Annotated in this window: 19 protein-coding genes and 1 tRNA gene; 10 read left to right on the top strand and 10 right to left on the bottom strand. The window is 39.0% G+C overall.

Features of this window, described 5'->3' with window-relative positions; genetic code table 11:
- Positions 1-37 precede the first annotated feature (37 nt).
- From AC07U8_RS15350 to AC07U8_RS15365, 4 genes are all read right to left on the bottom strand, one after another.
- On the bottom strand, positions 38-1,564 hold the full coding sequence (locus AC07U8_RS15350) for a flavin-containing monooxygenase (RefSeq protein ID WP_494738610.1): 1,527 nt from the start codon (positions 1,562-1,564) through the stop codon (positions 38-40).
- 293 nt (positions 1,565-1,857) lie between these two features.
- Positions 1,858-2,703 carry an SDR family NAD(P)-dependent oxidoreductase gene (locus tag AC07U8_RS15355; protein WP_494738226.1) on the bottom strand — a complete coding sequence of 282 codons (846 nt, stop codon included), beginning with the start codon at positions 2,701-2,703 and terminating at the stop codon, positions 1,858-1,860.
- A gap of 29 nt (positions 2,704-2,732) precedes the next feature.
- The gene (locus AC07U8_RS15360) at positions 2,733-3,686 is read right to left on the bottom strand and encodes a metal-dependent hydrolase (RefSeq protein WP_494738227.1); all 954 of its coding nucleotides are present in this window, start codon (positions 3,684-3,686) and stop codon (positions 2,733-2,735) included.
- A gap of 377 nt (positions 3,687-4,063) precedes the next feature.
- Positions 4,064-5,020: a metal-dependent hydrolase gene (locus tag AC07U8_RS15365; protein WP_494738228.1), complete on the bottom strand. Its 957-nt coding sequence runs from the start codon at positions 5,018-5,020 to the stop codon at positions 4,064-4,066.
- Positions 5,021-5,474: 454 nt separating this feature from the next.
- On the opposite strand from AC07U8_RS15365, the gene AC07U8_RS15370 reads away from it, so the two are divergent.
- The 3 genes from AC07U8_RS15370 to AC07U8_RS15380 all read left to right on the top strand — a co-directional run bounded on the left by AC07U8_RS15370 (position 5,475) and on the right by AC07U8_RS15380 (position 9,045).
- Positions 5,475-5,984, top strand: coding sequence for a hypothetical protein (locus tag AC07U8_RS15370; RefSeq protein ID WP_270384918.1), 510 nt, complete (start codon positions 5,475-5,477; stop codon positions 5,982-5,984).
- A gap of 386 nt (positions 5,985-6,370) precedes the next feature.
- The gene (locus AC07U8_RS15375; RefSeq protein WP_034612475.1) at positions 6,371-7,996 is read left to right on the top strand and encodes an NAD+ synthase; all 1,626 of its coding nucleotides are present in this window, start codon (positions 6,371-6,373) and stop codon (positions 7,994-7,996) included.
- Between the two features lie 5 nt (positions 7,997-8,001).
- Positions 8,002-9,045 carry a hypothetical protein gene (locus AC07U8_RS15380; protein ID WP_004823222.1) on the top strand — a complete coding sequence of 348 codons (1,044 nt, stop codon included), beginning with the start codon at positions 8,002-8,004 and terminating at the stop codon, positions 9,043-9,045.
- Positions 9,046-9,173: 128 nt separating this feature from the next.
- Here the strand turns inward: AC07U8_RS15380 and AC07U8_RS15385 are convergent.
- From AC07U8_RS15385 to rlmE, 5 genes are all read right to left on the bottom strand, one after another.
- Positions 9,174-9,250, bottom strand: a tRNA-Met gene (locus AC07U8_RS15385).
- A gap of 219 nt (positions 9,251-9,469) precedes the next feature.
- Positions 9,470-9,784, bottom strand: coding sequence for a DUF5713 family protein (locus tag AC07U8_RS15390; RefSeq protein ID WP_004717317.1), 315 nt, complete (start codon positions 9,782-9,784; stop codon positions 9,470-9,472).
- A gap of 158 nt (positions 9,785-9,942) precedes the next feature.
- Complete coding sequence (folP, locus tag AC07U8_RS15395) at positions 9,943-10,797, bottom strand: dihydropteroate synthase (protein WP_494738229.1); 855 nt, start codon at positions 10,795-10,797, stop codon at positions 9,943-9,945.
- A 131-nt stretch (positions 10,798-10,928) separates the two neighbouring features.
- Complete coding sequence (gene ftsH, locus AC07U8_RS15400) at positions 10,929-12,818, bottom strand: ATP-dependent zinc metalloprotease FtsH (RefSeq protein ID WP_004823226.1); 1,890 nt, start codon at positions 12,816-12,818, stop codon at positions 10,929-10,931.
- Between the two features lie 179 nt (positions 12,819-12,997).
- Positions 12,998-13,648 carry a 23S rRNA (uridine(2552)-2'-O)-methyltransferase RlmE gene (gene rlmE / locus AC07U8_RS15405; protein ID WP_004717323.1) on the bottom strand — a complete coding sequence of 217 codons (651 nt, stop codon included), beginning with the start codon at positions 13,646-13,648 and terminating at the stop codon, positions 12,998-13,000.
- A gap of 198 nt (positions 13,649-13,846) precedes the next feature.
- Here rlmE and yhbY point away from each other — a divergent pair, with 198 nt between their 5' ends.
- Positions 13,847-14,170, top strand: coding sequence for a ribosome assembly RNA-binding protein YhbY (yhbY, locus tag AC07U8_RS15410; protein ID WP_004717326.1), 324 nt, complete (start codon positions 13,847-13,849; stop codon positions 14,168-14,170).
- Between the two features lie 11 nt (positions 14,171-14,181).
- Positions 14,182-14,721: a DOMON-like domain-containing protein gene (locus AC07U8_RS15415; RefSeq protein WP_494738230.1), complete on the top strand. Its 540-nt coding sequence runs from the start codon at positions 14,182-14,184 to the stop codon at positions 14,719-14,721.
- 113 nt (positions 14,722-14,834) lie between these two features.
- On the opposite strand, the gene AC07U8_RS15420 is transcribed toward AC07U8_RS15415, so the two are convergent.
- Positions 14,835-15,299 (bottom strand): hypothetical protein, encoded by a 465-nt coding sequence (locus AC07U8_RS15420; RefSeq protein ID WP_154129213.1) that lies wholly within the window; start codon positions 15,297-15,299, stop codon positions 14,835-14,837.
- A 319-nt stretch (positions 15,300-15,618) separates the two neighbouring features.
- Between AC07U8_RS15420 and carA the strand changes: the two genes are divergently transcribed.
- The 5 genes from carA (at position 15,619) to AC07U8_RS15445 (ending at position 22,681) form a co-directional block, all read left to right on the top strand.
- Entirely contained in the window at positions 15,619-16,758 is a 1,140-nt protein-coding gene (gene carA / locus AC07U8_RS15425) for a glutamine-hydrolyzing carbamoyl-phosphate synthase small subunit (RefSeq protein WP_004823230.1), read from the top strand.
- A gap of 14 nt (positions 16,759-16,772) precedes the next feature.
- Positions 16,773-20,006 (top strand): carbamoyl-phosphate synthase large subunit, encoded by a 3,234-nt coding sequence (gene carB / locus AC07U8_RS15430; protein ID WP_004823231.1) that lies wholly within the window; start codon positions 16,773-16,775, stop codon positions 20,004-20,006.
- Positions 20,007-20,099: 93 nt separating this feature from the next.
- Positions 20,100-20,576 (top strand): transcription elongation factor GreA, encoded by a 477-nt coding sequence (greA, locus tag AC07U8_RS15435; protein ID WP_004717337.1) that lies wholly within the window; start codon positions 20,100-20,102, stop codon positions 20,574-20,576.
- Positions 20,577-21,027: 451 nt separating this feature from the next.
- On the top strand, positions 21,028-21,912 hold the full coding sequence (locus AC07U8_RS15440; protein WP_494738231.1) for a class I SAM-dependent methyltransferase: 885 nt from the start codon (positions 21,028-21,030) through the stop codon (positions 21,910-21,912).
- A gap of 145 nt (positions 21,913-22,057) precedes the next feature.
- Positions 22,058-22,681, top strand: coding sequence for a CatB-related O-acetyltransferase (locus tag AC07U8_RS15445; RefSeq protein ID WP_494738232.1), 624 nt, complete (start codon positions 22,058-22,060; stop codon positions 22,679-22,681).
- Positions 22,682-22,765: the final 84 nt, after the last annotated feature.

Genomic DNA, 22,765 nt, shown 5'->3' on the forward strand with positions numbered 1-22,765 from the left:
GCTCTCATAAAAAGTGTTCAGCAATTGAATACTAAGCTTATTTTTTACTCACACTATAATGGTTTAAATCTAGTTGTTTTAATTGATTACGTAATTGTTGCAATGACCATGGCCATGCTGCAAAGTTACGACCATTTTCATCCAGATAATAAGACTTACACCCACCCGCATTAAATACAGTGGTTTTTAAATGTTTTTGCAGACGTTTGTTATGCTGGGCAAGCACATCCGCTTTGATTTCAAAGCGAGTGAATTTTTGCTCACGCATTTTTAACAAGCCATCAACAATATAGCCGACTTGTGCTTCCGCGATACCAATAAATGAATCATATACCAGAATGTTTGGACCGAGGACCAAGAACGCATTCGGTACATATTCAATACTGGCGCCCAAATATGCTTCAGGTGAACTATTTTTCCAACGCTCAGCAAGTACCTGACCATTGCTATCATAAACCCGTTTACCAATCGGAGGATGTGAAACTTCAAAGCCTGTTCCCCAAATAATCACATCCACTTCATGACGTTCACCATTTGCTGCAACCACTGTATTTCCATCAATTTCAACCAAACCATGTGCAATCAGATTCACATTATCTTGTTGTAGTGCTGGATAATAATTGTTTGCAAACAATAAGCGCTTACATCCAATAGTAAAGTTCGGTGTCACTGCTTTACGCAAGGTTTCATCTTTAATTTGCAGTTTGAGTAATTGCTTACTTAGGAAATTCACAGGTTCCAATACTTTAGGATTACGCAATCCAAAGTTAATCCCATTTAAAATCTGTGCAATGCTATTACGCCAAGTTTGTTGAATGATTGGGAAACGAGAAATGATCCCCTTAGCCGTTTCGCTTAACTCCATATCCGCCTTAGGTAGTACCCATGGCGCTGTACGCTGAAATACGATTAACTGTTTCGCTAAAGGTTGTACTTGCGGGATAAACTGAATTGCAGAAGCCCCTGTACCAATCACTGCAACACGCTTACCCGTTAAATCATAATCATGATTCCAACGTGCTGAATGGAACATTTCACCTTTAAAACTTTCAATTCCCTTTAATTTCGGCAAAGCAGGTTCAGTAATCGGTCCTGTCGTAAAGATCACTGTCTTGGCTTGATATTGACCTTTTGATGTTTCTAAGTGCCAAATATGTTGTGCTTCATCCCATTTGGCACTGATCAACTCATTATTAAATTCAATTTTCTCACCAAGGTCATATTTTTCCACCACTTCTTCTAAATAGCTTAGAATTTCTGGCTGCTTGGCAAATAAATGACTCCACTTATGGCTTGGTGAGAAAGAAAATGAATAAAGTGCTGAGGGTACATCACAACCGCAGCCCGGATAATTATTGTCGCGCCATGTCCCCCCCACACGACTGGCTTTTTCAAGGACCACATAATCGTTATAGCCTGCTTGATTCATTTTATAGGCAGCAGCAATCCCTGAAATACCCGCACCAACCACAATGGTGTCATAGATATGCACAGCTTCTTTGTGCTGAGTCTTTGGCGCTTTTTCTTCAACCGATTGTTCAAGCTTTTTAGATTGAGCGCTTATTTGTGTTTCAACTTTTACCTCAGCCTTATTTTTAGCTTTAGCTGGAGTTTGGACTTCAGCTTTAGGGTGTTTTGCTTTCGCTGGCTTTGTAACAGTCTTTGCCTCAACTTGCTTCTCTACAGGCACTTTTTCTTTAAGCTGTTTTGCTTCAAGCGATTTGTCTTGTGCAGTATTCGATTGAGTCACCTGTTTAATGTCTTCGACTGTAGTTTGGGTTGAGTTTTGCTCTAGGCTTTTCTCTTTAGGCGGCGTAGCTAAAGTTGTTTCTGTTGTCATCTTGATTTACTCACAGCTTATTTGATGTATTTATTAAATAATGGATATCCGATACCCAGCGCTTTGGCATATAAGGTGGGTGATGCACGTTTTAATATCCAAAACAGTTTTGCATCTGGCTGAGGAATGGTGTACAGCTTGCCTGCATCCAAATTATTTAAGGTTTTAATCACCACCTGTTCACTGGTGGTAAATGCATGATTCATCAGTAAATCATCTGCTAAACCCGCATAATGACCAGGCAAACGACCATTTTTCATAATATTTGTAGGCACTAATGTTGGGCACAGCACATTCACTCGAATGTTGTCACCGCGAAGCTCTGCTGAAAGGGTTTCTGACAATGCCAGCACACTAGATTTGGTCACGTTATAAGCGGTCATTTCGGGAGCTGCTGTATAGCCCGCAGCTGAAGCAACATTGATAATTGCCCCATAACCTTGTTGCTTAAACTGAGGAACAAAATAATGACAACCATGAATAACCCCCCAGAGGTTGACATGCATACACCATTGCCAATCGTCCAGTGACACTTCATCAAACTTACCACCCAGTCCCACACCCGCATTATTAATGATCAGGCTTACAGGATGATTCATTAATTTTTCGGCTTGTTCTGAAAGTGCTTTTACTTGCTCTTTCACCCCCACATCACATTGCACAGCAAATGCTTTAGCTGAAGTTTGTGATTCAATCAAACTGACTGTTTCTTTGGCTGCATCCAGATTTATGTCAGCACAAACAATTGTTCCTCCGCGTTTTGCAAGTTCCATTGCAAAACTACGTCCAATGCCACTGCCTGCGCCAGTCACGACCGCATAAGCATTTTGGCTCGGCTTAACTTTTTTAGAAAAAATACCCATAAACTTTAAATCCATCTCTTTTTAGGTTTTTATGAACGCAATGCAGGATAAAATTCTTTCGTCAAATATGGCGTAAGAAGACCTGTCTTTGGATTCAGCAGTTTCTCTTTGTAATAGTCCAAAAATTCAGATGTATCATGATCATTTGGATGAAAATCGGGACGAAGATAATCAAAAATATGTTTAAAGCTGCTGCCGTAAACACCATCTTTTAAGCCAAAGATCAGGCGAAAATTATATGGAATCTCCTTCCAATAACGTAAGCTAATCAGGTTCTTAGGATTTCGATAGAAAGGCACTAAAAATGATGCAGCTGAAATCAGCACCAAAATCGTGATCAATGCGGGAAAGAATCCAGCAATACGTAATAAATAGTTATTGGATAATTCTTGAAACACATCGAAAGCAATATCCTTATGCTCCGATTCTTCAAGCATATGCCACATCCAGATTGCCCGTTGTTTTTCATCTTGCGAACAGAAGAACACTTCTTCATGATTCATCATGTATTCTGCAAGTACCGCAGTAAAATGTTCGATACCAGCCATCAACGACAATTTCATCGGTTGTGGAAGACGCTCAAACCCATATTCAAATGCCCAGCCAGCCCAAGTACGAAACAGCTTTACTGGCAAATCACGGATTAAATAAGCGTCGTTTAACTCTTCATGCATTTTTGAATGAATCGCCTCTTGACCAATCAATGAGGTGACACGTTGCTTTAATAATGGATCAGTAATGAAATCACGATGATAACGAGCAGTATCAATCACAAGATCTTCACCACGAGTTAAGAAAATCGACAATGACGCAAAATATGCACTTGCCAATTCTGCATCCATATAAAATCGGTGATCTACTTGCTCTGGATCAAAATCAAACTTCATATGACGAATTGGAATAATCGGCGTTTGATTTTCCAGACTGAATGGTGCCGCAGCAAAAACTTTAGCAACGGCTTTCTTAATTGGCTTAGCGAACATAGCTGGTACTCTTTATTCATTTAATATGGCAATCCATTTCATCGTGTTAACGCTGATGAGCTACAGATCGCCTTTTGAGTAAAAACTCTACTTTGATGGCTAAAAATTACGACATGCCTTGTCAATTACCATTGGCACATGCATTCATTCGGTTTGCAAATTATGACAACCTTATATAATTGTCAGACAATCACTTTAAGGAGTTGCCTCCACTGATAAAGAATGTCCCTTAAAAACAATTTTTATGAAGTGCTTGGTTAAAATCATAGCTTTTAAAAAAGCTTTTCCTTCAACAAAATTGACGGAAAAGCTCAGTATTGATCTACAACATTATTTTCATATTGAATAGAAAATTTGAACGCTAAGATTGAATAAAATTACATCCGTAAAGCAGGGGTAAACTGTTTAACAAAATAAGGGGTGAGTGTGCCTGTTTCAGGATCAAGTAATTCTTTTTTGAAATAGTCTAAAAGCTCAGTTGTATCATGATCATTAGGATGAAAGTCTGGGCGCAAATAATCAAAAATATGGCCTAAACTGCTACCAAAAACACCATTGTCTCGACTAAATAATAAATCCCAACTGCCCTTTGCCTCTTTCCAAAAACTTAGACTAAAGCTATTCATTGGACGTCGTAAAAATGGCAACATCAATGCGCCAGCACCTACGCCTAGACCCAAAGTAATCAACGCAATAAAGAATCCTGAAATTCGTAATGGATAATTTGCAGAAAGCACTTGATAAGTATCATAAGCAATATCTTTATGCTCAGACTCTTCCAGCATATGCCATAACCATAAAGCACGTGTTTTTTCATCAAGAGAATGATTAAAGATGTCTTGATGAGTCATGGCATATTGAGCAAAGACAGCGGTGAAATGCTCAATCCCAGCCATCATTGAAAGCTTTAAAGGTTGTGGGAATTTTAAAAAAGTATGATTAAAAACCTGTTCTGCTAAAAACCGATATAACTGCACAGGCAAATTATTTGGAATCATGGTTTCATTGTATTCTTCATGGACTTTTGAGTGAATTGCTTCTTGCCCAATCAAACTGGTTAGACGCTGTTTTAAAACAAGGTCTTGTATTTGATCACGATGATGTCGTGCAGTTTCGATCACCAACTCTTCACCATAGGTCAAAAAAATTGACAGTGCAGCAAAATAAGCAGTCGCCCACTCTTTTTGCATAAAAAATTTAACATCCAACTCATCTGGGCTAAATTTAAAATTGAAGTGACGAATCGGGATATTCGCAATCTGATCTTTTAAATTAGGCAATCGACTTGGAAAAGCTTTTGCAAACACTTTTTTGACAGGCTTAGCAAGTAACATATGAAGCACCTATTGTTTATTTAGGGATCAAGGATTTGACTGAAAACCAGTTCAAATTCACATTTCAAGTAAAAAATCCTATTTATGTTGGAAAAGTAAGTCATCTGGATTCAAATACCACTGACATTTCAGGTCAATCCATTGGCAATTTATGACTATTCAATAAAGTGTCTGACAAATAAGGGCTGAGCTTGCCTCTACTGATAAATAATGACCTTTGCGGATAAGTCATCAGCTTTGGCTTAAATCATGATTTAAATCTTGGGTATGCTAAACTCGAATGAGATATGCGCCACATAACTGAAATTAGGTAACAAGAAAAGGTTCATGTCAGCACATATAACAATAGACAGCTTTTTTATCGTGGTGTATCTGGGCCACAGTTAATCTTTGGGTCACACTGAATCAGTGCTAAACTTATGGATGTACTTTTTACACAGCACAAAATAAAACAATGTTCAATTTCATTTGGCGCTTTGTACAACTTCTTCAATTGGATCAATTCAAATATCGTAAATTGACAGATGGCGAAATTCGTATTAGCCAAAGTGTATTTGGAGATTTAATTGACTACAGCCAAGTCAAGGTGATGAATCATCCTTATTTACCATGGCAGCCTGTTGGAATTTTGATGGCGCCCAATGGTTATATTCACTTAAAAGATGCAGACTATTGTGAAGACTTTTCCTGTATGAGCTTGGGTTATCAAGCTGTTTTTATTCATGAAATGGCCCATGTTTATCAATATCAGCGTCATGAGAATGTATTACTTAAGGGGGCGATTTTACAGTCCGCACTTTACCTGAGTTTTGGTAAATATAACCCTTATCGCTACACCCTCATTCAAGGAAAAGCTTATTTCGATTACAATATTGAGCAACAAGGTGATATCGCCAAAGATATTTATTTAAATCGAATTGAAAATATTATTCTGGATAAAAATTCAGTCAATCCTTCAATTTAAGCGCTTTATTTTGATGCTAATTTATACAAATTAAGTGATACATTTCACAAAAAATATTTAAAGCTGATTTTTTCCAATATAAAATCCAAAAAATAATGAAAAATCACTAGTTTCTATAAAAAAAATACACTAAATTCATGAGGTCATTGATGGTGTACTGAATAAACTTAATGAATCACTAGCTTCTGACGTTTTTTTAGTTAAAATACTCAATGTCTGAAATTTTTGCCTTGCAAGAAAATAAAGATTTTTGATGATTTTTAATGATTTTATAGTTTCGCCCTTTGGCAATTTCTGTGATATCTATATACATATGTTGAATAACTACATTTTAAAAATCAACAATTTGTATATAAATTACCCTATTGGAATAGGATTTGGTTTAAATGAAAAGTTTTAAAATTGCTCTCGCGCAATTCTCTCCATTCATTGGTGATATTGAGTCGAACGTTCAAAAAATGATTGAACAAGCCAATGATGCAAAAAAACAGAATGCTGAAATTGTTGTTTTCCCTGAACTTTCTATAATCGGTTACCCTGCCGAAGATTTGCTTTTACGCCCAAGCCTAGCAAAGCGTACTGCACAAGCTTTCGAGAAACTGTCTACTGTTAAAGACATCGTGATGGTATTTGGTTTTGCCAATCTTACTGACGATGGTCAACGCTACAATGCTGCCGCAGTGATGAAAGATGGACAAGTTTTAGGGGTTTACAACAAACAAAATCTTCCTAATTACAGCGTTTTTGATGAAAAGCGTTATTTTAATGAAGGACATCAACATCTTGTATTTGAGTACTTAGGTCATAAGTTCGGGGTACTGATTTGCGAAGATGTATGGTCTTTAAATACAGTTCAACAGCTTGCTCAACTCAATGTGGAAAGTGTTTTGGTCTTGAATGCTTCACCTTATGAAGTCGGCAAACCGCAACATCGTATTGAAACATTAAAAGAGTTAGCAAAACAGCTCCACCTCAATGTGGTTTATATCAACCAAGTGGGCGGTCAAGATGATCTCATTTTTGATGGGACCAGTTTTGTCATTAACCATTCAGGTGAAGTTGCATTACAAGCACCAAGCTTTAAAGAAGATCTCTACTTTGCTAACTACCAAATAGAAAACAAAGCCTATCAAGTGGTTGAAGCTGCACCAGCATTAAACACTATGGCTGAGATCTATCAAGCGTTGGTTTTAGCAACACGCGACTATGTACAACGCTCTGGTTTCCCAGGTGTGATTTTAGGCCTATCAGGCGGTATCGACTCAGCTTTAACCTTGGCAATTGCAGTTGATGCGATTGGCGCAGATAAAGTTCAAGCCGTGATGATGCCTTATACCTACACATCACAAATTAGTGTGGAAGATGCCACTGAACAAGCAAAACGTATGGGTGTTACTTTTGGTATTGCCGAAATTCATCCTATCGTAAATAGCTTTATGCAGACCTTGTTCCCATTCTTTGGTAACTCACCTGCGGATACAACTGAAGAAAACCTTCAAGCGCGTGCACGTGGTACATTGCTTATGGGCTTATCCAACAAGTTTGGTAACCTTGTGCTTGCAACAGGCAATAAGTCTGAGCTTTCTGTCGGTTACTGCACACTGTATGGCGATATGGTAGGTGGTTTTGCTGTACTCAAAGATGTTTATAAAACCATTGTTTTTGAATTGGCTAAGTACCGTAACAGTATTTCTGAAACGCCGGTGATTCCTGAACGGGTTATTTCTCGTCCACCATCAGCAGAACTTCGTCCTGATCAAAAAGACCAAGACTCTTTACCTGCTTATGATGTACTTGATGCCATTCTATATGCATATATTGAGGAAGAACAAAGCCAAGAAGACATCATTGCCAAAGGTTTTGAACGTGCAATCGTGGAAAAAGTCATTCAGCTTGTCGACCGCAACGAATACAAACGTCGTCAAGGTTCAATTGGACCACGTATCAGCTCACGCGCATTTAGCCGTGAACGCCGTTATCCGATTGTAAATGGCTGGAAAGCAGGTGTATAAGCCTCGTGAATGTGAATAATTCACCTCCACCTTCGAGCTTTGCTCAGGAACTTGCTCAAGCACTCTTGCTTGAGCAAGTTCGCTTTATTAAAAAACAACTCTTAGATCAAAAAAATCCGCAATTTATTCAAAATTTTATTTCCCAAACCTATCAAAATGCAGACAAAATCCTTTTAAAAAATGTGATTCAACTTGAGCAACTGCAGTCTGTGGTGCAAAAATATGCTTTTGAATTGAATTTAGGCGCAGATATTCTTGAATTTATCGGTGTCGTCGCTCAAAAAATTCATCAATATGCCATTCATAGTCAAACCATTTTCAATGATCTACTCTCAGATGAGTCTTTTGAACTGTGGATGTTTAAAATCTTAGAATTAGAACAATTAAGAGACTATATTCAAGAAAACTTACAGCACAACCCGCAGATTCAACAGGTTAGCCTACAGCTTGCCAACCAGATTTTAGAAAGCAACACGCCTTGGCTCAACCAGCTGCGTCAATACACCGTTAAACACAACCGTATTGGCGCGAAAGTCATTAGCTTTATTCAAGATCAGCAACATAATATTGAGCTTAAATTAGAACAGCAACTCGCAACTGCTATCCGTAGCCAACTCAGCAATATCATTCTACTGCCTAATGAAGACCTAGCAGATATCGCTACACATGTTTGGAATGAAGTTAAGCAACGCTCATTAAAAGAGGCTTTCTCTCAAGTTCAATCGATTGATTTTGAGGAATTCTTTATTCTTGTTTATGAAACTTGGAAAGAATTACGTCAAACAGAATATATGCAACAGGTCATTTTAAATGTTGTTGAAGCATTTTATGAATACTTTGGCGAATATAGCTTACAAGAATTACTACACTCTGTTGGCTTAGATCAAAACGATTTATTTATCGAAGCAGATCGCTTTATTCCACATACACTAGGTGCTTTGGATCAACATGGCTTATTGGATGAGATCATTCAATCCTTGATTGCGCCATTCTACCTTGACACGCAAACACAAAGATTTATAGAAAATTATTTAGCAGAAAAAGCTTAATCAAACATTCAACTGGATTTTTTCAGTATTCTAAATATTCATACGTGATGATAATTTTTATCTGTATCTAGTGATCTTTTGATGATGCACAAAAAAAGAGACCATGCAGTGAGCATGGTCTATAAAAATGGTGGCTATGACGGGACTTGAACCTGTGACCCCCGCATTATGAGTGCGGTGCTCTAACCAACTGAGCTACATAGCCATAAACTGTGTGCGCATTATCTAAAGTTATCTACCCTACGTCAAGCATTGAAACACACCAATGCTCATACTTTAAACAATTGATATTTAAATGTTTAAATTTAATACATATTTATGTTTTTATCGAAAAAATCAGCTTAATAAGCAGCATAAATAAGTAAGGAGTTAAGCTCTCTCCCCTATTTATCTCTAAAAATCGATAGCAAAAAAAGAGAGTGGCTTACCACTCTCTATTTGCAACAAGCTCTTCCATTTCAATATCGAGATACCCTTGGTCTTGTACCACCATCATCATTGCTTCAGCAATATAATCAGCTGCAGTACCATCCAAAGAAGAATCAAGATCCTCAAACTGTGGCTTCATTTCATTAATTTCAGTCACAGTCAGTTTTGCCATAGAATAAATTTCTGCATCACTAAAGCTGGTTTTTGCCACTTTTTTAGCAAAATTTTCAATAAGTTGCTTAACCTCAGCAACTAGAATATCTGGATAATATTCATCATCGAACATTGGGAGAAGTAGATCGTTAAACATTGCAACCTAAAATAAAACAGCAATTCACGCGCTTATATAACACAAACCATACAATTCACCAAATTGATCGGGCAATTTAACTGATTAATTTTTCAGATGTAGATGATCAAAATTTTAAAAAAGATCAAACAATATCAGGGACTATTGATCATTCATCATTAAATTGCAGAGCGCATGGCTTGCCATACTTTAATTGCATCCGACATTGCTTTTACATCATGTGCACGCACCATACACGCGCCTTGTTGAATACTGAGCAAGTGTGCAGCAACACTACCTACAGCACGATGATTGGCATCTGCACCATCTAAAGCTTCACCAATGAAGCGCTTACGAGATAAGGCTGATAAAATTGGATAACCCATGTTGTTCAGTTGATAAAACTCATTGAGAAGCTTTAAATTTTGTTGCGCATTTTTAGCAAAACCAAAACCAGGATCTATCATAATATTTTTAGGCTGAATTCCTGCCTGTAGTGCATCATCTACGCGTTGCTGTAATTCAGCAATTACCTCTTGAGTAACATCTTCATACTGGTCAAGATGATTCATTGTGGTTGGCTCGCCTCGCATATGCATAATAATCACAGGGATATTAAGCTCTGCAGCAGTCTCTAAGGCATATGGACGAGTTAAGGCACGGACATCATTCCAAATATGTGCACCAGCTTTAACCGCCTCACGAATGACTTCAGGCTGTGAGGTATCTATTGAAATAATGACATCCAATTTGGCTAATTCAGCAACCACAGGAACAACACGACGTATTTCTTCGGCAATCTCGACTACAGATGCACCCGGACGTGTAGATTCACCGCCAACATCAATCACTGTCGCACCATCAGCCATCATTTGCTTGGCATAAGCAACAGCTTGATCTTTTTGATCATGCTTCCCACCATCGCTAAATGAATCTGGAGTGACATTCAAGATACCCATGACATGTGCTTGCGATAAATCCAGACTCAAACGCCCACATTGCAAAATTTGCTTGGGTAGTGGCATCAGTTGCATGTCAATTCTCCTTATTCAATTCAGGCTAGTTTAACAATTCAAATCAGTAGCACAGTGATTTTTTTTCATCTGTGAATTTTTTCGTATAAAAAAAGAGCCTCAATTGAGGCTCTTGTTTATTCACTGACTGATCAGGTCGCTGGTAATGGTGGTGGTGTTGATGGACCATCTGTAGGTGTTACATCAAGCACTGGATTTTCAGCCACATAAACCTTAGGTGGCTGAGGATCACGACCTTCCATGATGTCACGGATTTGATCACGATCAATCGTTTCCCACTCCATCAAGGCTTTTACCATTGCATGCGCAATATCTTTATTATTTTCAAGGATATCACGCGCAACACGATACTGTTCATCTAGGATACGACGTACTTCTTGATCAACTTGTTGCTGTGTTGCTTCAGAAATCGTACGGCTACCGACATTTCCGAAGAAACCATTTTGGTTTTCATCTTCATAGACCATCACGCCCATTTTGTCTGACATACCGTACTTGGTCACCATTGCGCGTGCCATTTTGGTTGCACGTTCAAAGTCGTTAGACGCACCCGTTGACATTTGATCAATGAAAACTTCTTCTGCAATACGACCACCGAATAAGATTGAAAGTTCATTCAACATCTTAGACTTGTAATGGCTGGTTTGATCATGTTCTGGCAACTGCCAAGTTACACCCAAAGCCCAACCACGTGGCATAATTGTTACTTTATGCACAGGGTCAGTCCCTGGAAGAATTTCTGCAACAATGGCATGACCTGCTTCATGATAAGCAGTCGCGCGACGTTCTTCTTCACGGATCACCATCGACTTACGCTCAGGGCCCATGTAGATCTTATCTTTTGCATCTTCAAAGTCATGCATATCGACGGTGTTCTTGTTACGACGAGCAGCAAACAATGCAGCTTCATTGACAAGATTCGCCAATTGCGCACCAGAGAAACCAGGTGTACCACGTGCCAATACTTTAAGATCAACACCTGTTACCGAAGGAAGTTTCTTCAAATGCACTGCCAAGATCTGTTCACGACCTTTAATATCTGGCAGACCCACCATCACTTGACGGTCGAAACGCCCCGGACGAAGTAATGCTTTATCTAGTACATCCGCACGGTTTGTTGCAGCAATGACGATAATCCCTTCATTCCCTTCGAAACCATCCATTTCAACAAGCATTTGGTTGAGTGTTTGTTCACGTTCATCATGACCACCACCTGTACCTGAACCACGATGACGACCAACTGCATCAATCTCATCAATAAAGATGATACATGGTGCATGGCGTTTCGCCTGTTCGAACATGTCACGCACACGAGATGCACCCACACCAACGAACATTTCAACGAAGTCAGAACCTGAAATACTAAAGAATGGAACTTTGGCTTCACCAGCAATCGCTTTCGCAAGTAAAGTTTTACCTGTACCTGGAGGACCAACCATCAATACGCCTTTAGGAATTGTTGCACCTAAGCGTTTGAATTTTGCAGGGTCTTTCAAGAAATCAACGATTTCCACAACTTCTTGTTTTGCTTCATCACAACCAGCAACATCGGTAAAGGTCACTTTGATTTGGTCTTCTGAAAGCATTTTTGCTTTAGATTTACCAAAACTCATTGGACCATTTTTACCGCCTGCACCACCACCCATGTTACGCATAAAGAACATGAACAATAAAATAATTAAAAGCACAGGAAAGCTTGCGATGAGAAGTTGCATCAATAAACCTTGACGTTGAGGTGCAGTACCTTCAACTACAACGTTATTTTTGATGAGTGTAGGCATCAATTCAGGATCTTGAACTGCTGGGCGAATACTTTCAAAGTTCGAACCGTTCTTTTTTTCGCCGCTTATTCTTTCACCATCAATTGTGACTTTACTAATTTGACCAGCATTCACCGCTGTGACGAATTCTGAATAATTCATCGCAGAAGGCTTACTGCGGTCACTGAGATTGCTGAAGATTAAGATCAGCACACCCAGTATGACCAGCCACAATACGGCATTTTTGAAGTAATCGCTCAAAGCTTTATTCCCATATATAACTATTTTGATCAGGCTCAATCTTGCTTGATCGTAACAAAAAGCGAGTAATGAATTTCGCAATAAAGGTTAAAAAGGTACAAAATGCACAATTTTTAACAACTTGGCAAGCATTTGTTGGCAATTCATTACGAAGAATGAACATACCTCAAAAACACCAGCTATTGCGAAACTTTTTTACGGCCCTGTCCAATTAAAAAAACTTCTTTTGAACGTGCACGTGAAGCAGCTGGTTTTGCTGTTTTTAACACATCAAAACTATCCACGACTTGCTTTCGGAACTCATCAAAACCAGTTCCTTGGAAAACTTTAACTAAAAACTGCCCTTTTGGTCCAAGAACCTTGTTGGCAAAATCTAATGCAAGTTCACACAAGTAAATCTGGCGAGGTTGATCTACAGCCCTATTACCTGATGTATTGGGGGCCATATCTGAAATTACAACGTCTACAGTGCGTCCATTTAAAATATTTAACAATTTTTCGAAAACTTCTTCTTCTCTAAAGTCACCTTGTAAGAAGGTAACATCAGGTAAAGCATCCATTTCTAAAATATCTGAAGCAATCACTAAACCTTTATCACCGACCAGTTTACCTGCGATTTGCGACCAACTTCCTGGTGCAGCACCCAAGTCCACCACGGTCATCCCTGGTTTAATCATTTTGTGTTTTTCTTGAATTTCAAGAAGTTTATATGCAGCACGAGCGCGGTAACCTTCTTTTTGTGCTTTTTTCACAAAAGGGTCATCTAAATGCTCTCTCATCCACGCACGACTACTTTTGGATAACTTCTGGTTGGTAATGCGTGTAGCCATAACTCTCTTGATCTAAACCGATAACTAACTTCTGATTGTACGTGAAAAAAATTCTCATTGCAGTATTCATATTGATTTAAATCGACAGATATTGATATGTTTTTTTGAATAAGCTTCATCGATTATTTCTACAGAATTTACAGCGTAGTGATATGGCTTTTGTTATACTAAGTCGTTTCTAAAATTAGGTTATCTTTTATGGCGGCTCTATCTATCCAAGAACGTAAACGTTTACGTCAAATCGGACATGCGTTAAACCCTGTTGTAATGCTTGGCGATAAAGGCTTGACTGAAAGTGTCGTTGAAGAATTAAACCGTGCTTTAAATGATCACGAGTTAATTAAAGTCAAGGTTACAGGTGAAGACCGCGAAGCACGTGCTGCAACGATTACTGAAATTGCCAATGTCACTGGTGCGGAAGTTGTTCAAACAATTGGTAAAATTGCATTGCTTTATAAAAAAGCTGCGAAACAAAATCCAAAATTGTCTAATTTAGTTCGCCACGCTCATCTTTCAAATTAAGATTTATTTTCATGGCAAGTTTCGAACTGAATGCATTTGATCGTCGTTTTCAAAGTATCTCCCTAGTTGGTGCGATTGAACAAATTAGCCCATATACACTCAATGTCGGTTATTGGTTAAGAGATCCCAATCAATTCATAATTTATCCTGAACTGGTTACAGCAAATCCACGTCAGGATTTCCTTTGGGAAAATACCTGTTTTGAGATTTTTATTGGTGTGCAAGGTGAAGATTATTATCGTGAAATTAATCTATCCCCTTCTCAAGCTTGGCAAGCTTACCAATTTGAAGAATATCGTTATCCTGAAAATATGCCACCAGTCGTTGCTTATGACATTGAATTAAATCAGTTAAAGCGCACGCATTATGGATTAAATGTCAGCATAGATCTTAGCGAGTTCATGCTTGCCAATAAATTAAAATGGTCAGACTTATTTTTGGGTTTAAGCGCTGTTTTAAATACCACGCAAGGTCAACATTTCTTTGCCATGCAACACAGTGGCCAACAAGCCGACTTTCACAATAAACGTGATTGGTTACATACATTTTAAAATACGCTTATGTAAACTGTGCTTGAAAATAAAAAAGTGAGGCAACTAGCCTCACTTTTTTATTGCCATTTTTCTTAGAAATGGCTTTCCTCAAAACATAAGCTTTACATATCTTATTGTTTTGTTGTTACTTTATTCCAAACTTCTAAAGTATGGTCTTTTGAACGCTTTAAAGTTTCAGTTAACTGTACTTTATGTTTGCTCGAAATTTGTGAAACATCTTCACGAATTTCTTTACCAACTTCAGTTAACTCTTTCACTAAAATGCTTAATTCAGATTTTAAGAAATCAGCCAATTCAACCAAATCTTTTTGTGAAGTTGAAAATTGTGATTTGATCACATCAAGACGTTGCACCAAATCTTGTTTAAAGTTTTGTACTTGATCTTGAACTTGCTCAGTTAATTGCTCTGATTCTGCTTCAAGTTTAGTTTTAGTTTCGGTAACCGCTTCAGCAACTTTCTGCTGCGCTTCTTTACCTAACTTCTCTAAATTTTCAGTAGTTTCAGTCACAACTTCTTTCAAAGCTGCAGTCTCTTTTGTTACTTTATTTGTAACAGTTTCTTTAGATATAGTCATATTGATTCCCCCTGGAATGTGAGTCAATAAGATACATTGAAAGGATAAATTTTAGATTTTGATTTGTCTGACAATATTTAAATACTTACAATTTCAAACAATTCACTTTAAAAGCAGAATTAATGCTAAATAGCAAGGTATTTATCTTAGATTATCCCTCGAAATAAAATAGACTTTCGAGAGGCTCATGCGTATAATGCGCTGTTAAGTTACAAGCGAGCAGACAAGAGGAGGGTAGGATTTAGTAAGCCTTCCTTTTTTTTCGTCTACTCGCTTTTTTACAGCCCTATTTTTGTGGTTTTAGTTCAGGAGCTATGGTTTGAGCACCCCCGCCATTTTAGCCCTTGCTGACGGTACTGTTTTTAAAGGTACATCGATCGGCGCTACGGGAAGTACGACTGGTGAAGTCGTTTTTAACACTGCCATGACTGGTTATCAAGAAATTTTGACCGACCCTAGTTATGCACAGCAACTTGTAACTTTAACTTATCCTCATATCGGTAATACTGGTTGTAATGAAGAAGACGCTGAATCAGGTCGAATTCATAAAGTTTGGGCGAATGGTTTAATCATTCGTGACCTACCGTTATTACACAGCAATTTCCGAGCTACTCAGTCTCTTGGCGAATATTTACAACAACATAATGTCGTTGCCATTGCAGATATCGATACTCGTAAATTGACACGTATTTTACGTGACAAAGGCGCACAAAACGGATGCATTCTTGCCGGCGATAATATTACTGAAGAAGAAGCTATTGCAAAAGCACGTGCCTTTGGTGGTCTAGATGGTTTAGACCTTGCGAAAGAATGTTGTGACCCAGAAGGTTTTGAATGGACCGAAGGCTCATGGACATTGGGCCAAGGCTTTTCTCAACCAGAAGCAAAATTTCATGTTGTTGCATACGATTATGGTGTCAAAACCAACATCTTACGTATGCTTGCTGACCGCGGATGTAAATTAACTGTTGTTCCTGCACAAACACCTGCTGAAAAAGTATTGGCGTTAAATCCAGATGGCGTATTTTTGTCAAATGGACCCGGCGATCCAGCAGCATGTGATTATGCAATTGCAGCAGTAAAAACCATTGTTGAAACTACAAACCTACCTGTTTTCGGTATTTGTTTGGGTCATCAAATTCTAGCTTTAGCTTCTGGCGCTAGAACTGTGAAAATGCCACATGGCCACCACGGTGCAAACCATCCTGTACAGAATCTTGAAAATGGTACAGTGATGATTACTTCTCAAAACCATGGCTTCGCAGTAGATGCAGAAACTTTACCTGCAAACCTTAAAGCTACGCATAAATCTTTGTTCGATCAAACCTTACAAGGTATTCATCGTACAGATAAACCTGCGTTTAGCTTCCAAGGTCACCCTGAAGCAAGCCCTGGTCCACATGACTGTGCCCCATTGTTCGATCATTTCATCGAACTTATTGAAGCATCTAAGAAGTAATTAAGGAAGCGATCATGGCTAAACGTACAGACATTAAAAGCATCTTAATTATTGGTGCGGGTCCGATTGTCATCGGGCAAGCATGTGAGTTCGATTACTCAGGTGCGCAAGCATGTAAAGCCCTTCGTGAAGAAGGCTACCGTGTTATTTTGGTGAACTCTAACCCAGCCACCATTATGACTGACCCGACTATGGCAGATGCAACGTATATCGAACCGATTACGTGGCAAACTGTTGCACAAATCATTGAGAAAGAACGCCCAGATGCGGTTCTTCCAACAATGGGTGGTCAAACGGCATTAAACTGTGCATTGGCACTTGATGCCAACGGTATTTTAGAAAAATACAATGTTGAATTGATTGGTGCGACCAAAGAAGCCATCGAAAAAGCGGAAGATCGCAAACTTTTCGATATCGCAATGCGCAAAATTGGTTTGGAATGCCCACGTGCTGATGTTGCAGAAAGCATGGAACATGCGCTTGAAATTCAAGCCCGTTTCGGCTTCCCTGTGATTATCCGCCCATCATTTACGATGGGTGGTTCAGGTGGTGGTATCGCCTATAACAAAGAAGAATTCATTGAAATCTGTGAACGCGGTTTTGATCTTTCTCCAACCAAACAATTATTGATTGATGAATCATTAATTGGCTGGAAAGAATATGAAATGGAAGTTGTTCGTGATAAAAACGACAACTGTATCATTGTATGTACCATTGAAAACTTCGATCCAATGGGTGTGCATACAGGTGACTCCATTACTGTTGCACCTGCGCAGACACTAACAGATAAAGAGTTCCAATTACTGCGTAATGCTTCTTTAGCAGTGCTACGTGAAATTGGTGTAGAGACAGGCGGATCAAACGTTCAGTTCGGTATCAACCCGAAAGATGGCCGTATGGTTGTGATCGAGATGAACCCTCGTGTATCTCGTTCTTCTGCGCTTGCGTCTAAAGCAACAGGTTTCCCTATTGCCAAAATTGCAGCAAAACTTGCAGTGGGTTATACCCTTGATGAATTGAAAAATGACATCACTGGCGGTACAACGCCTGCGTCATTTGAACCTGCAATCGACTATGTTGTAACCAAGATTCCTCGCTTTAACTTCGAGAAATTCCCACAAGCTGATGCAACACTCACAACACAGATGAAATCTGTGGGTGAAGTCATGGCAATTGGTCGTAACTTCCAAGAATCAGTACAAAAGGCACTTCGTGGTCTTGAAGTCGGTGCTTGTGGTTTCGATGAGAAAATTGCGGTGGGTACTGAAGGCGCGAAAGATAAAATCTTGGTAGAGCTTAAAGTGCCAGGTCCTGAGCGTATTTGGTATGTTGCTGATGCATTCCGTCATGGCTTCACATTAGATGAAGTATTTGCTGCAACCAATATCGATCGTTGGTTCTTGATTCAAATCCAAGACATCATTCAGTCTGAAGAGCAAATCAAAACTTTAGGTTTTGGTGATTTGAATGCTGACAATATCCGTGCATTTAAACGTAAAGGTTTATCTGATTTACGTATCGCAGACTTGATGGGTATTTCGCAAAAGCAATTCCGTAAGCACCGTTGGAACTTGGGTGTATACCCTGTTTACAAACGTGTAGATACCTGTGCAGCTGAGTTCGAGTCAGATACTGCTTACATGTACTCAACTTATGATGACGAATGTGAAGCGAATCCATCTAACCGTGACAAGATCATGGTGATCGGTGGTGGTCCTAACCGTATTGGTCAAGGGATCGAGTTCGATTATTGCTGTGTTCACGCTGCCCTTGCAATGCGTGAAGATGGTTATGAAACCATTATGGTTAACTGTAACCCTGAAACGGTTTCAACTGACTATGACACATCTGATCGTTTGTACTTTGAACCGATCACTTTAGAAGACGTTTTAGAAATCGTACGTACAGAAAAACCAAAAGGTATTATCGTACAGTACGGCGGTCAAACACCTTTGAAATTGGCTCGTGCTTTAGAAGAAGCAGGCGCACCAATTATCGGTACATCTCCAGATGCAATTGACCGTGCAGAAGATCGTGAACGTTTCCAACAGATGATTCAACGTTTGAATCTTCGTCAACCAAGCAACAGCATTGTTAAATCTGCTGAAGAAGGTATGGCTGAAGCATCTAAAGTGGGTTATCCGTTGGTTGTACGTCCATCTTATGTTCTTGGTGGTCGTGCGATGGAAATCGTATACAACGACGACGAACTTAAACGTTACTTGCGTGATGCTGTACAAGCGTCTAACGAAGCACCTGTACTGCTTGACCATTTCCTTGATGATGCAACAGAAGTCGATGTTGACTGTGTATCTGACGGCAAAGATGTGGTGATCGGCGGTATTATGCAGCATATCGAACAAGCGGGTATTCACTCTGGTGACTCAGCATGTTCAATTCCGCCTTACTCTCTTTCTACAGAGATTCAGGATGAAATGCGTCGTCAAACCGTTGCTATGGCGAAAGAGCTTGGTGTGATTGGCTTGATGAACGTACAGTTTGCTGTTAAAGGCAATGACGTTTATATTCTTGAAGTGAACCCACGTGCGTCTCGTACAGTACCGTTCGTTTCTAAATGTATCGGCGAATCATTAGCAAAAGTTGCAGCACGTTGTATGGCGGGTCAATCTTTAGAATCTCAAGGATTCACAAAAGAAATTATCCCAACGCATTTTGCTGTGAAAGAAGCAGTATTCCCGTTCAACAAATTCCCAGGTGTAGACCCGATCCTTGGACCAGAAATGAAATCTACTGGTGAAGTGATGGGTGTTGGTACAACTTTTGGTGAAGCTTTCTATAAAGCTGTGTTAGGCTCTAATGATCGCTTACCGGGTAAACCAACTGAAGGTGAAGTGAAGCACGTATTTATTTCAGTACGTCATTCAGATAAACCTCGTGCCGCGGGTATTGCGAAACAATTGGTGGATTTAGGCTTCAAAATTATCGCAACTGGCGGTACTTATGATGTCATTAAAGACGCTGGTATTGAATGTGAACGTGTGAATAAAGTAACAGAAGGTCGTCCAAATATTGTCGACCGCTTGAAAAATGGCGAGATTCACCTCATTATCAATACTACAGAAGGTAAACAAGCTCAGCAGGATTCATTCTCAATCCGTCGCTCTGCGCTTCAAGGTAAAGTGTATTACACAACAACCTTGAATGGTGCTGATGCTGTATGCCAAGCTTTAGCAATTAAATTGCCAATGGATGTATATCGCTTGCAAGATTTGCAAACACTAGGTTAATTCGTTTCCGATAAGTCCCGCCATCTTATCGGTGGCGGGCTTTTTTCATTTTATAAACCTGTATTTTTTAAAATACTGAACTGAGGGACAACAATGCAACGTTATCCTATGACTCCTGAAGGCAAGGTCGCCTTAGAGAAAGAATTGCAACAGCTAAAATCTGTTGATCGTCCACGTATTATTGCTGCAATTGCAGAAGCACGTGAACATGGGGATTTAAAAGAAAACGCAGAATACCATGCAGCGCGCGAGCAACAAGGTTTTTGTGAAGGTCGTATTCAAGACATCGAAGGTAAACTTGGTGCTTGCCAAGTCATTGATGTTAAAGGACTTGAACAAACTGGTCGTGTAGTTTTTGGTGTGACAGTAACCATTGAGAATTTGGATACTGAAGAAAAGAAAACCTATAAAATTGTAGGTGATGATGAAGCTGACTTTAAGATCAATAAGATCTCAGTGAACTCACCTATTGCGCGTGGTCTTCTTGGTAAGAATGAAGGCGACGAAGCCAAAATCACCACACCACAGGGTGAAGTGGAATATGAAGTGGTAAGTGTTGAATATATTTAACACATACTAGGGCTGATGATTCAGCCCTTTTTATTAGGCTAAAAATATAATATCAATAACAAAAAACGAATCACTTTTATATTCAGTCATCAATCATTGACTAAGACAAACAGACTCAAATATTTTTTGTCAAAAACTCAAGATATATAGTCAAACCACCTCATTATTCATACAAGTGAAGGGTGCCTATAGATAAAAAAATTTAAAAAACAGTCAGATCAGAATAATCCTACATTCACCCAGAAAATAACACTGCTCGCCTATCCATTGAATAAATATCAAACATCATCTATACATCGCTCAGATCTTGCGCCAAGCTAAATAAAATGCCTCGGCCATATAGATACCAAGAAAACTAGCAATTTTCACCAACTGCTCAAAGTAAATTGCCATTGTTAAATATTCTCTATGCATTACATTGAGGAAAAATTAAAATTCATTGAGGATGAGGATGAAAGCAGGACGAGCAAGTAAAACTTCTGAAGCGGCAGCAGCAATTAGGGCCAATCACCATTTAAATGCCAACGATCCCGTATTCTCTGATCCTTATGCATTTGAAATGACCAATTCACAATGGCGCTTACTTTTAAATAACGCCCTTCTACGTAAAGCGTTAAATTCCAATTTGATGAATCAAACTTTTGGTAAATTGACTGGACAAGTGGTTGGACGTTCTCGCTATACAGAAGATCTTTTAAAGCAAGCGATTGAACATGATCATATTCAACAGTATGTATTGGTTGGCGCTGGTCTAGACTCTTTTGTATTACGCTTGGCCCAGCAATACCCTCAACTCAAAATATTTGAAATTGATCATCCTGATACACAAAGAACCAAATTAGAAAAATTAAAAAAGCTCAGTAATACAGCTGAGCTCCCAAGCAATGTAGAATTTGTAGGGATTGATTTTGAAAAAGAAAAACTGTCTGATGCTTTGGCGCGTAGTGGATTTCAAAATACCCAAGCTGCATTTTTTTCATGGCTGGGCACAACCCATTATTTAACCCCACAAGCAACCCTAGCAACCTTACACAACATTGCAGCCTTTACTGGCAAAAATAGCCAAGTCGTGATGGATTATTCGATTGATTATAGAGCCTTACAAGGTATTGAGCGTTTGGGTAGCTTCGCAGTGTCACAGTTTACCCGTTTCTTAAAAGAGCCTTTAATTGGTGCGTTTTCTTCGCAAGCATTGCATCATGCAGTTGCAATGATGGGTTATCAGGTGGTTGAAGATTTATCAGGTAAAGACATTACCCATCGTTACTTTAACCATCGTGCTGATCATATTCGTCATACGCATGCCACGCATTTGATCCATTTAAAAATAGGTTAATACTTGAATACCAGCCAAGGCATCGCTGAAGAATTGATGTTTAAACCCAATGCACTGAATATTTTTTAATTGCTGATCAAGATCTAAGTTCAATCTAAGGTTACAATGCGCGCTCTAGCCTTTGCACTTAAGCTTTTGTACTCCCATGACTGACGCTATTCACTCCCCCGTAAAACATTGGTGCGAATTTGAGTTTATTTCTAAGACTGTGAAAAATCCCAATATTCATATTAAAGGAAATTATTCGTATTATTCGGCATATTGGGATCAGGGATTTGAACGTTGCGTGGTGCGTTATTTGCATGATAAGCCGTCAACTGTAGAGAAACCAATTGACCAATTATATATTGGTAACTTTGTTTGTTTTGGGGCGGAATGTGTGGTCATGATGGGTGGCAATCAATTACATCGCCCTGACTGGATCTCTACATTTCCTTTTGATACCCGTAGCTTTTTACCCGCTGGGGATACGGTGATTGGCGATGGCTGTTGGATTGGCAGTCGTGCCATGATTATGCAAGGGGTAACGCTAGGTGAAGGTGCCATCGTTGCTACAGGTGCAGTCGTCACTCAAGACGTGCCAGCGTATGCAATTGTCGGTGGTGTACCGGCAAAAATCATTAAATATCGGTTTTCTCAAGATCAGATTGAAAAATTACAGTCAGTTAAATTGTATGATTTAGATGAAAAGCAGATTTTAAAAATTCGTGAACAATTACAAGGCGATGATATCAATCAATTGATTGAGTTTTTAAAAGCAGCAGAATAATTTCCTCGGTATAGGTTAATAATTACACAGAAAGCAAAAAGGGCTAAATATCAATTTAGCCCTTTTGCAAAGATTAAAATCTTT

The sequence above is a fragment of the Acinetobacter sp. GW821-FHT01E09 genome, assembly GCF_059422385.1.

Coding starts and splice junctions, on each gene's coding strand:
- AC07U8_RS15440 (WP_494738231.1), top strand. CDS start 21,028: ATGAAAGCAGGACGAGCAAGTAAAACTTCTGAAGCGGCAGCAGCAATT.
- yhbY (WP_004717326.1), top strand. CDS start 13,847: ATGGCGGCTCTATCTATCCAAGAACGTAAACGTTTACGTCAAATCGGA.
- folP (WP_494738229.1), bottom strand. CDS start 10,797: ATGCAACTGATGCCACTACCCAAGCAAATTTTGCAATGTGGGCGTTTG.
- AC07U8_RS15355 (WP_494738226.1), bottom strand. CDS start 2,703: ATGGGTATTTTTTCTAAAAAAGTTAAGCCGAGCCAAAATGCTTATGCG.
- AC07U8_RS15390 (WP_004717317.1), bottom strand. CDS start 9,784: ATGTTTAACGATCTACTTCTCCCAATGTTCGATGATGAATATTATCCA.
- AC07U8_RS15370 (WP_270384918.1), top strand. CDS start 5,475: ATGTTCAATTTCATTTGGCGCTTTGTACAACTTCTTCAATTGGATCAA.
- AC07U8_RS15375 (WP_034612475.1), top strand. CDS start 6,371: ATGAAAAGTTTTAAAATTGCTCTCGCGCAATTCTCTCCATTCATTGGT.
- AC07U8_RS15365 (WP_494738228.1), bottom strand. CDS start 5,020: ATGTTACTTGCTAAGCCTGTCAAAAAAGTGTTTGCAAAAGCTTTTCCA.
- AC07U8_RS15420 (WP_154129213.1), bottom strand. CDS start 15,299: ATGACTATATCTAAAGAAACTGTTACAAATAAAGTAACAAAAGAGACT.
- rlmE (WP_004717323.1), bottom strand. CDS start 13,648: ATGGCTACACGCATTACCAACCAGAAGTTATCCAAAAGTAGTCGTGCG.
- AC07U8_RS15445 (WP_494738232.1), top strand. CDS start 22,058: ATGACTGACGCTATTCACTCCCCCGTAAAACATTGGTGCGAATTTGAG.
- greA (WP_004717337.1), top strand. CDS start 20,100: ATGCAACGTTATCCTATGACTCCTGAAGGCAAGGTCGCCTTAGAGAAA.
- carB (WP_004823231.1), top strand. CDS start 16,773: ATGGCTAAACGTACAGACATTAAAAGCATCTTAATTATTGGTGCGGGT.
- AC07U8_RS15415 (WP_494738230.1), top strand. CDS start 14,182: ATGGCAAGTTTCGAACTGAATGCATTTGATCGTCGTTTTCAAAGTATC.
- AC07U8_RS15360 (WP_494738227.1), bottom strand. CDS start 3,686: ATGTTCGCTAAGCCAATTAAGAAAGCCGTTGCTAAAGTTTTTGCTGCG.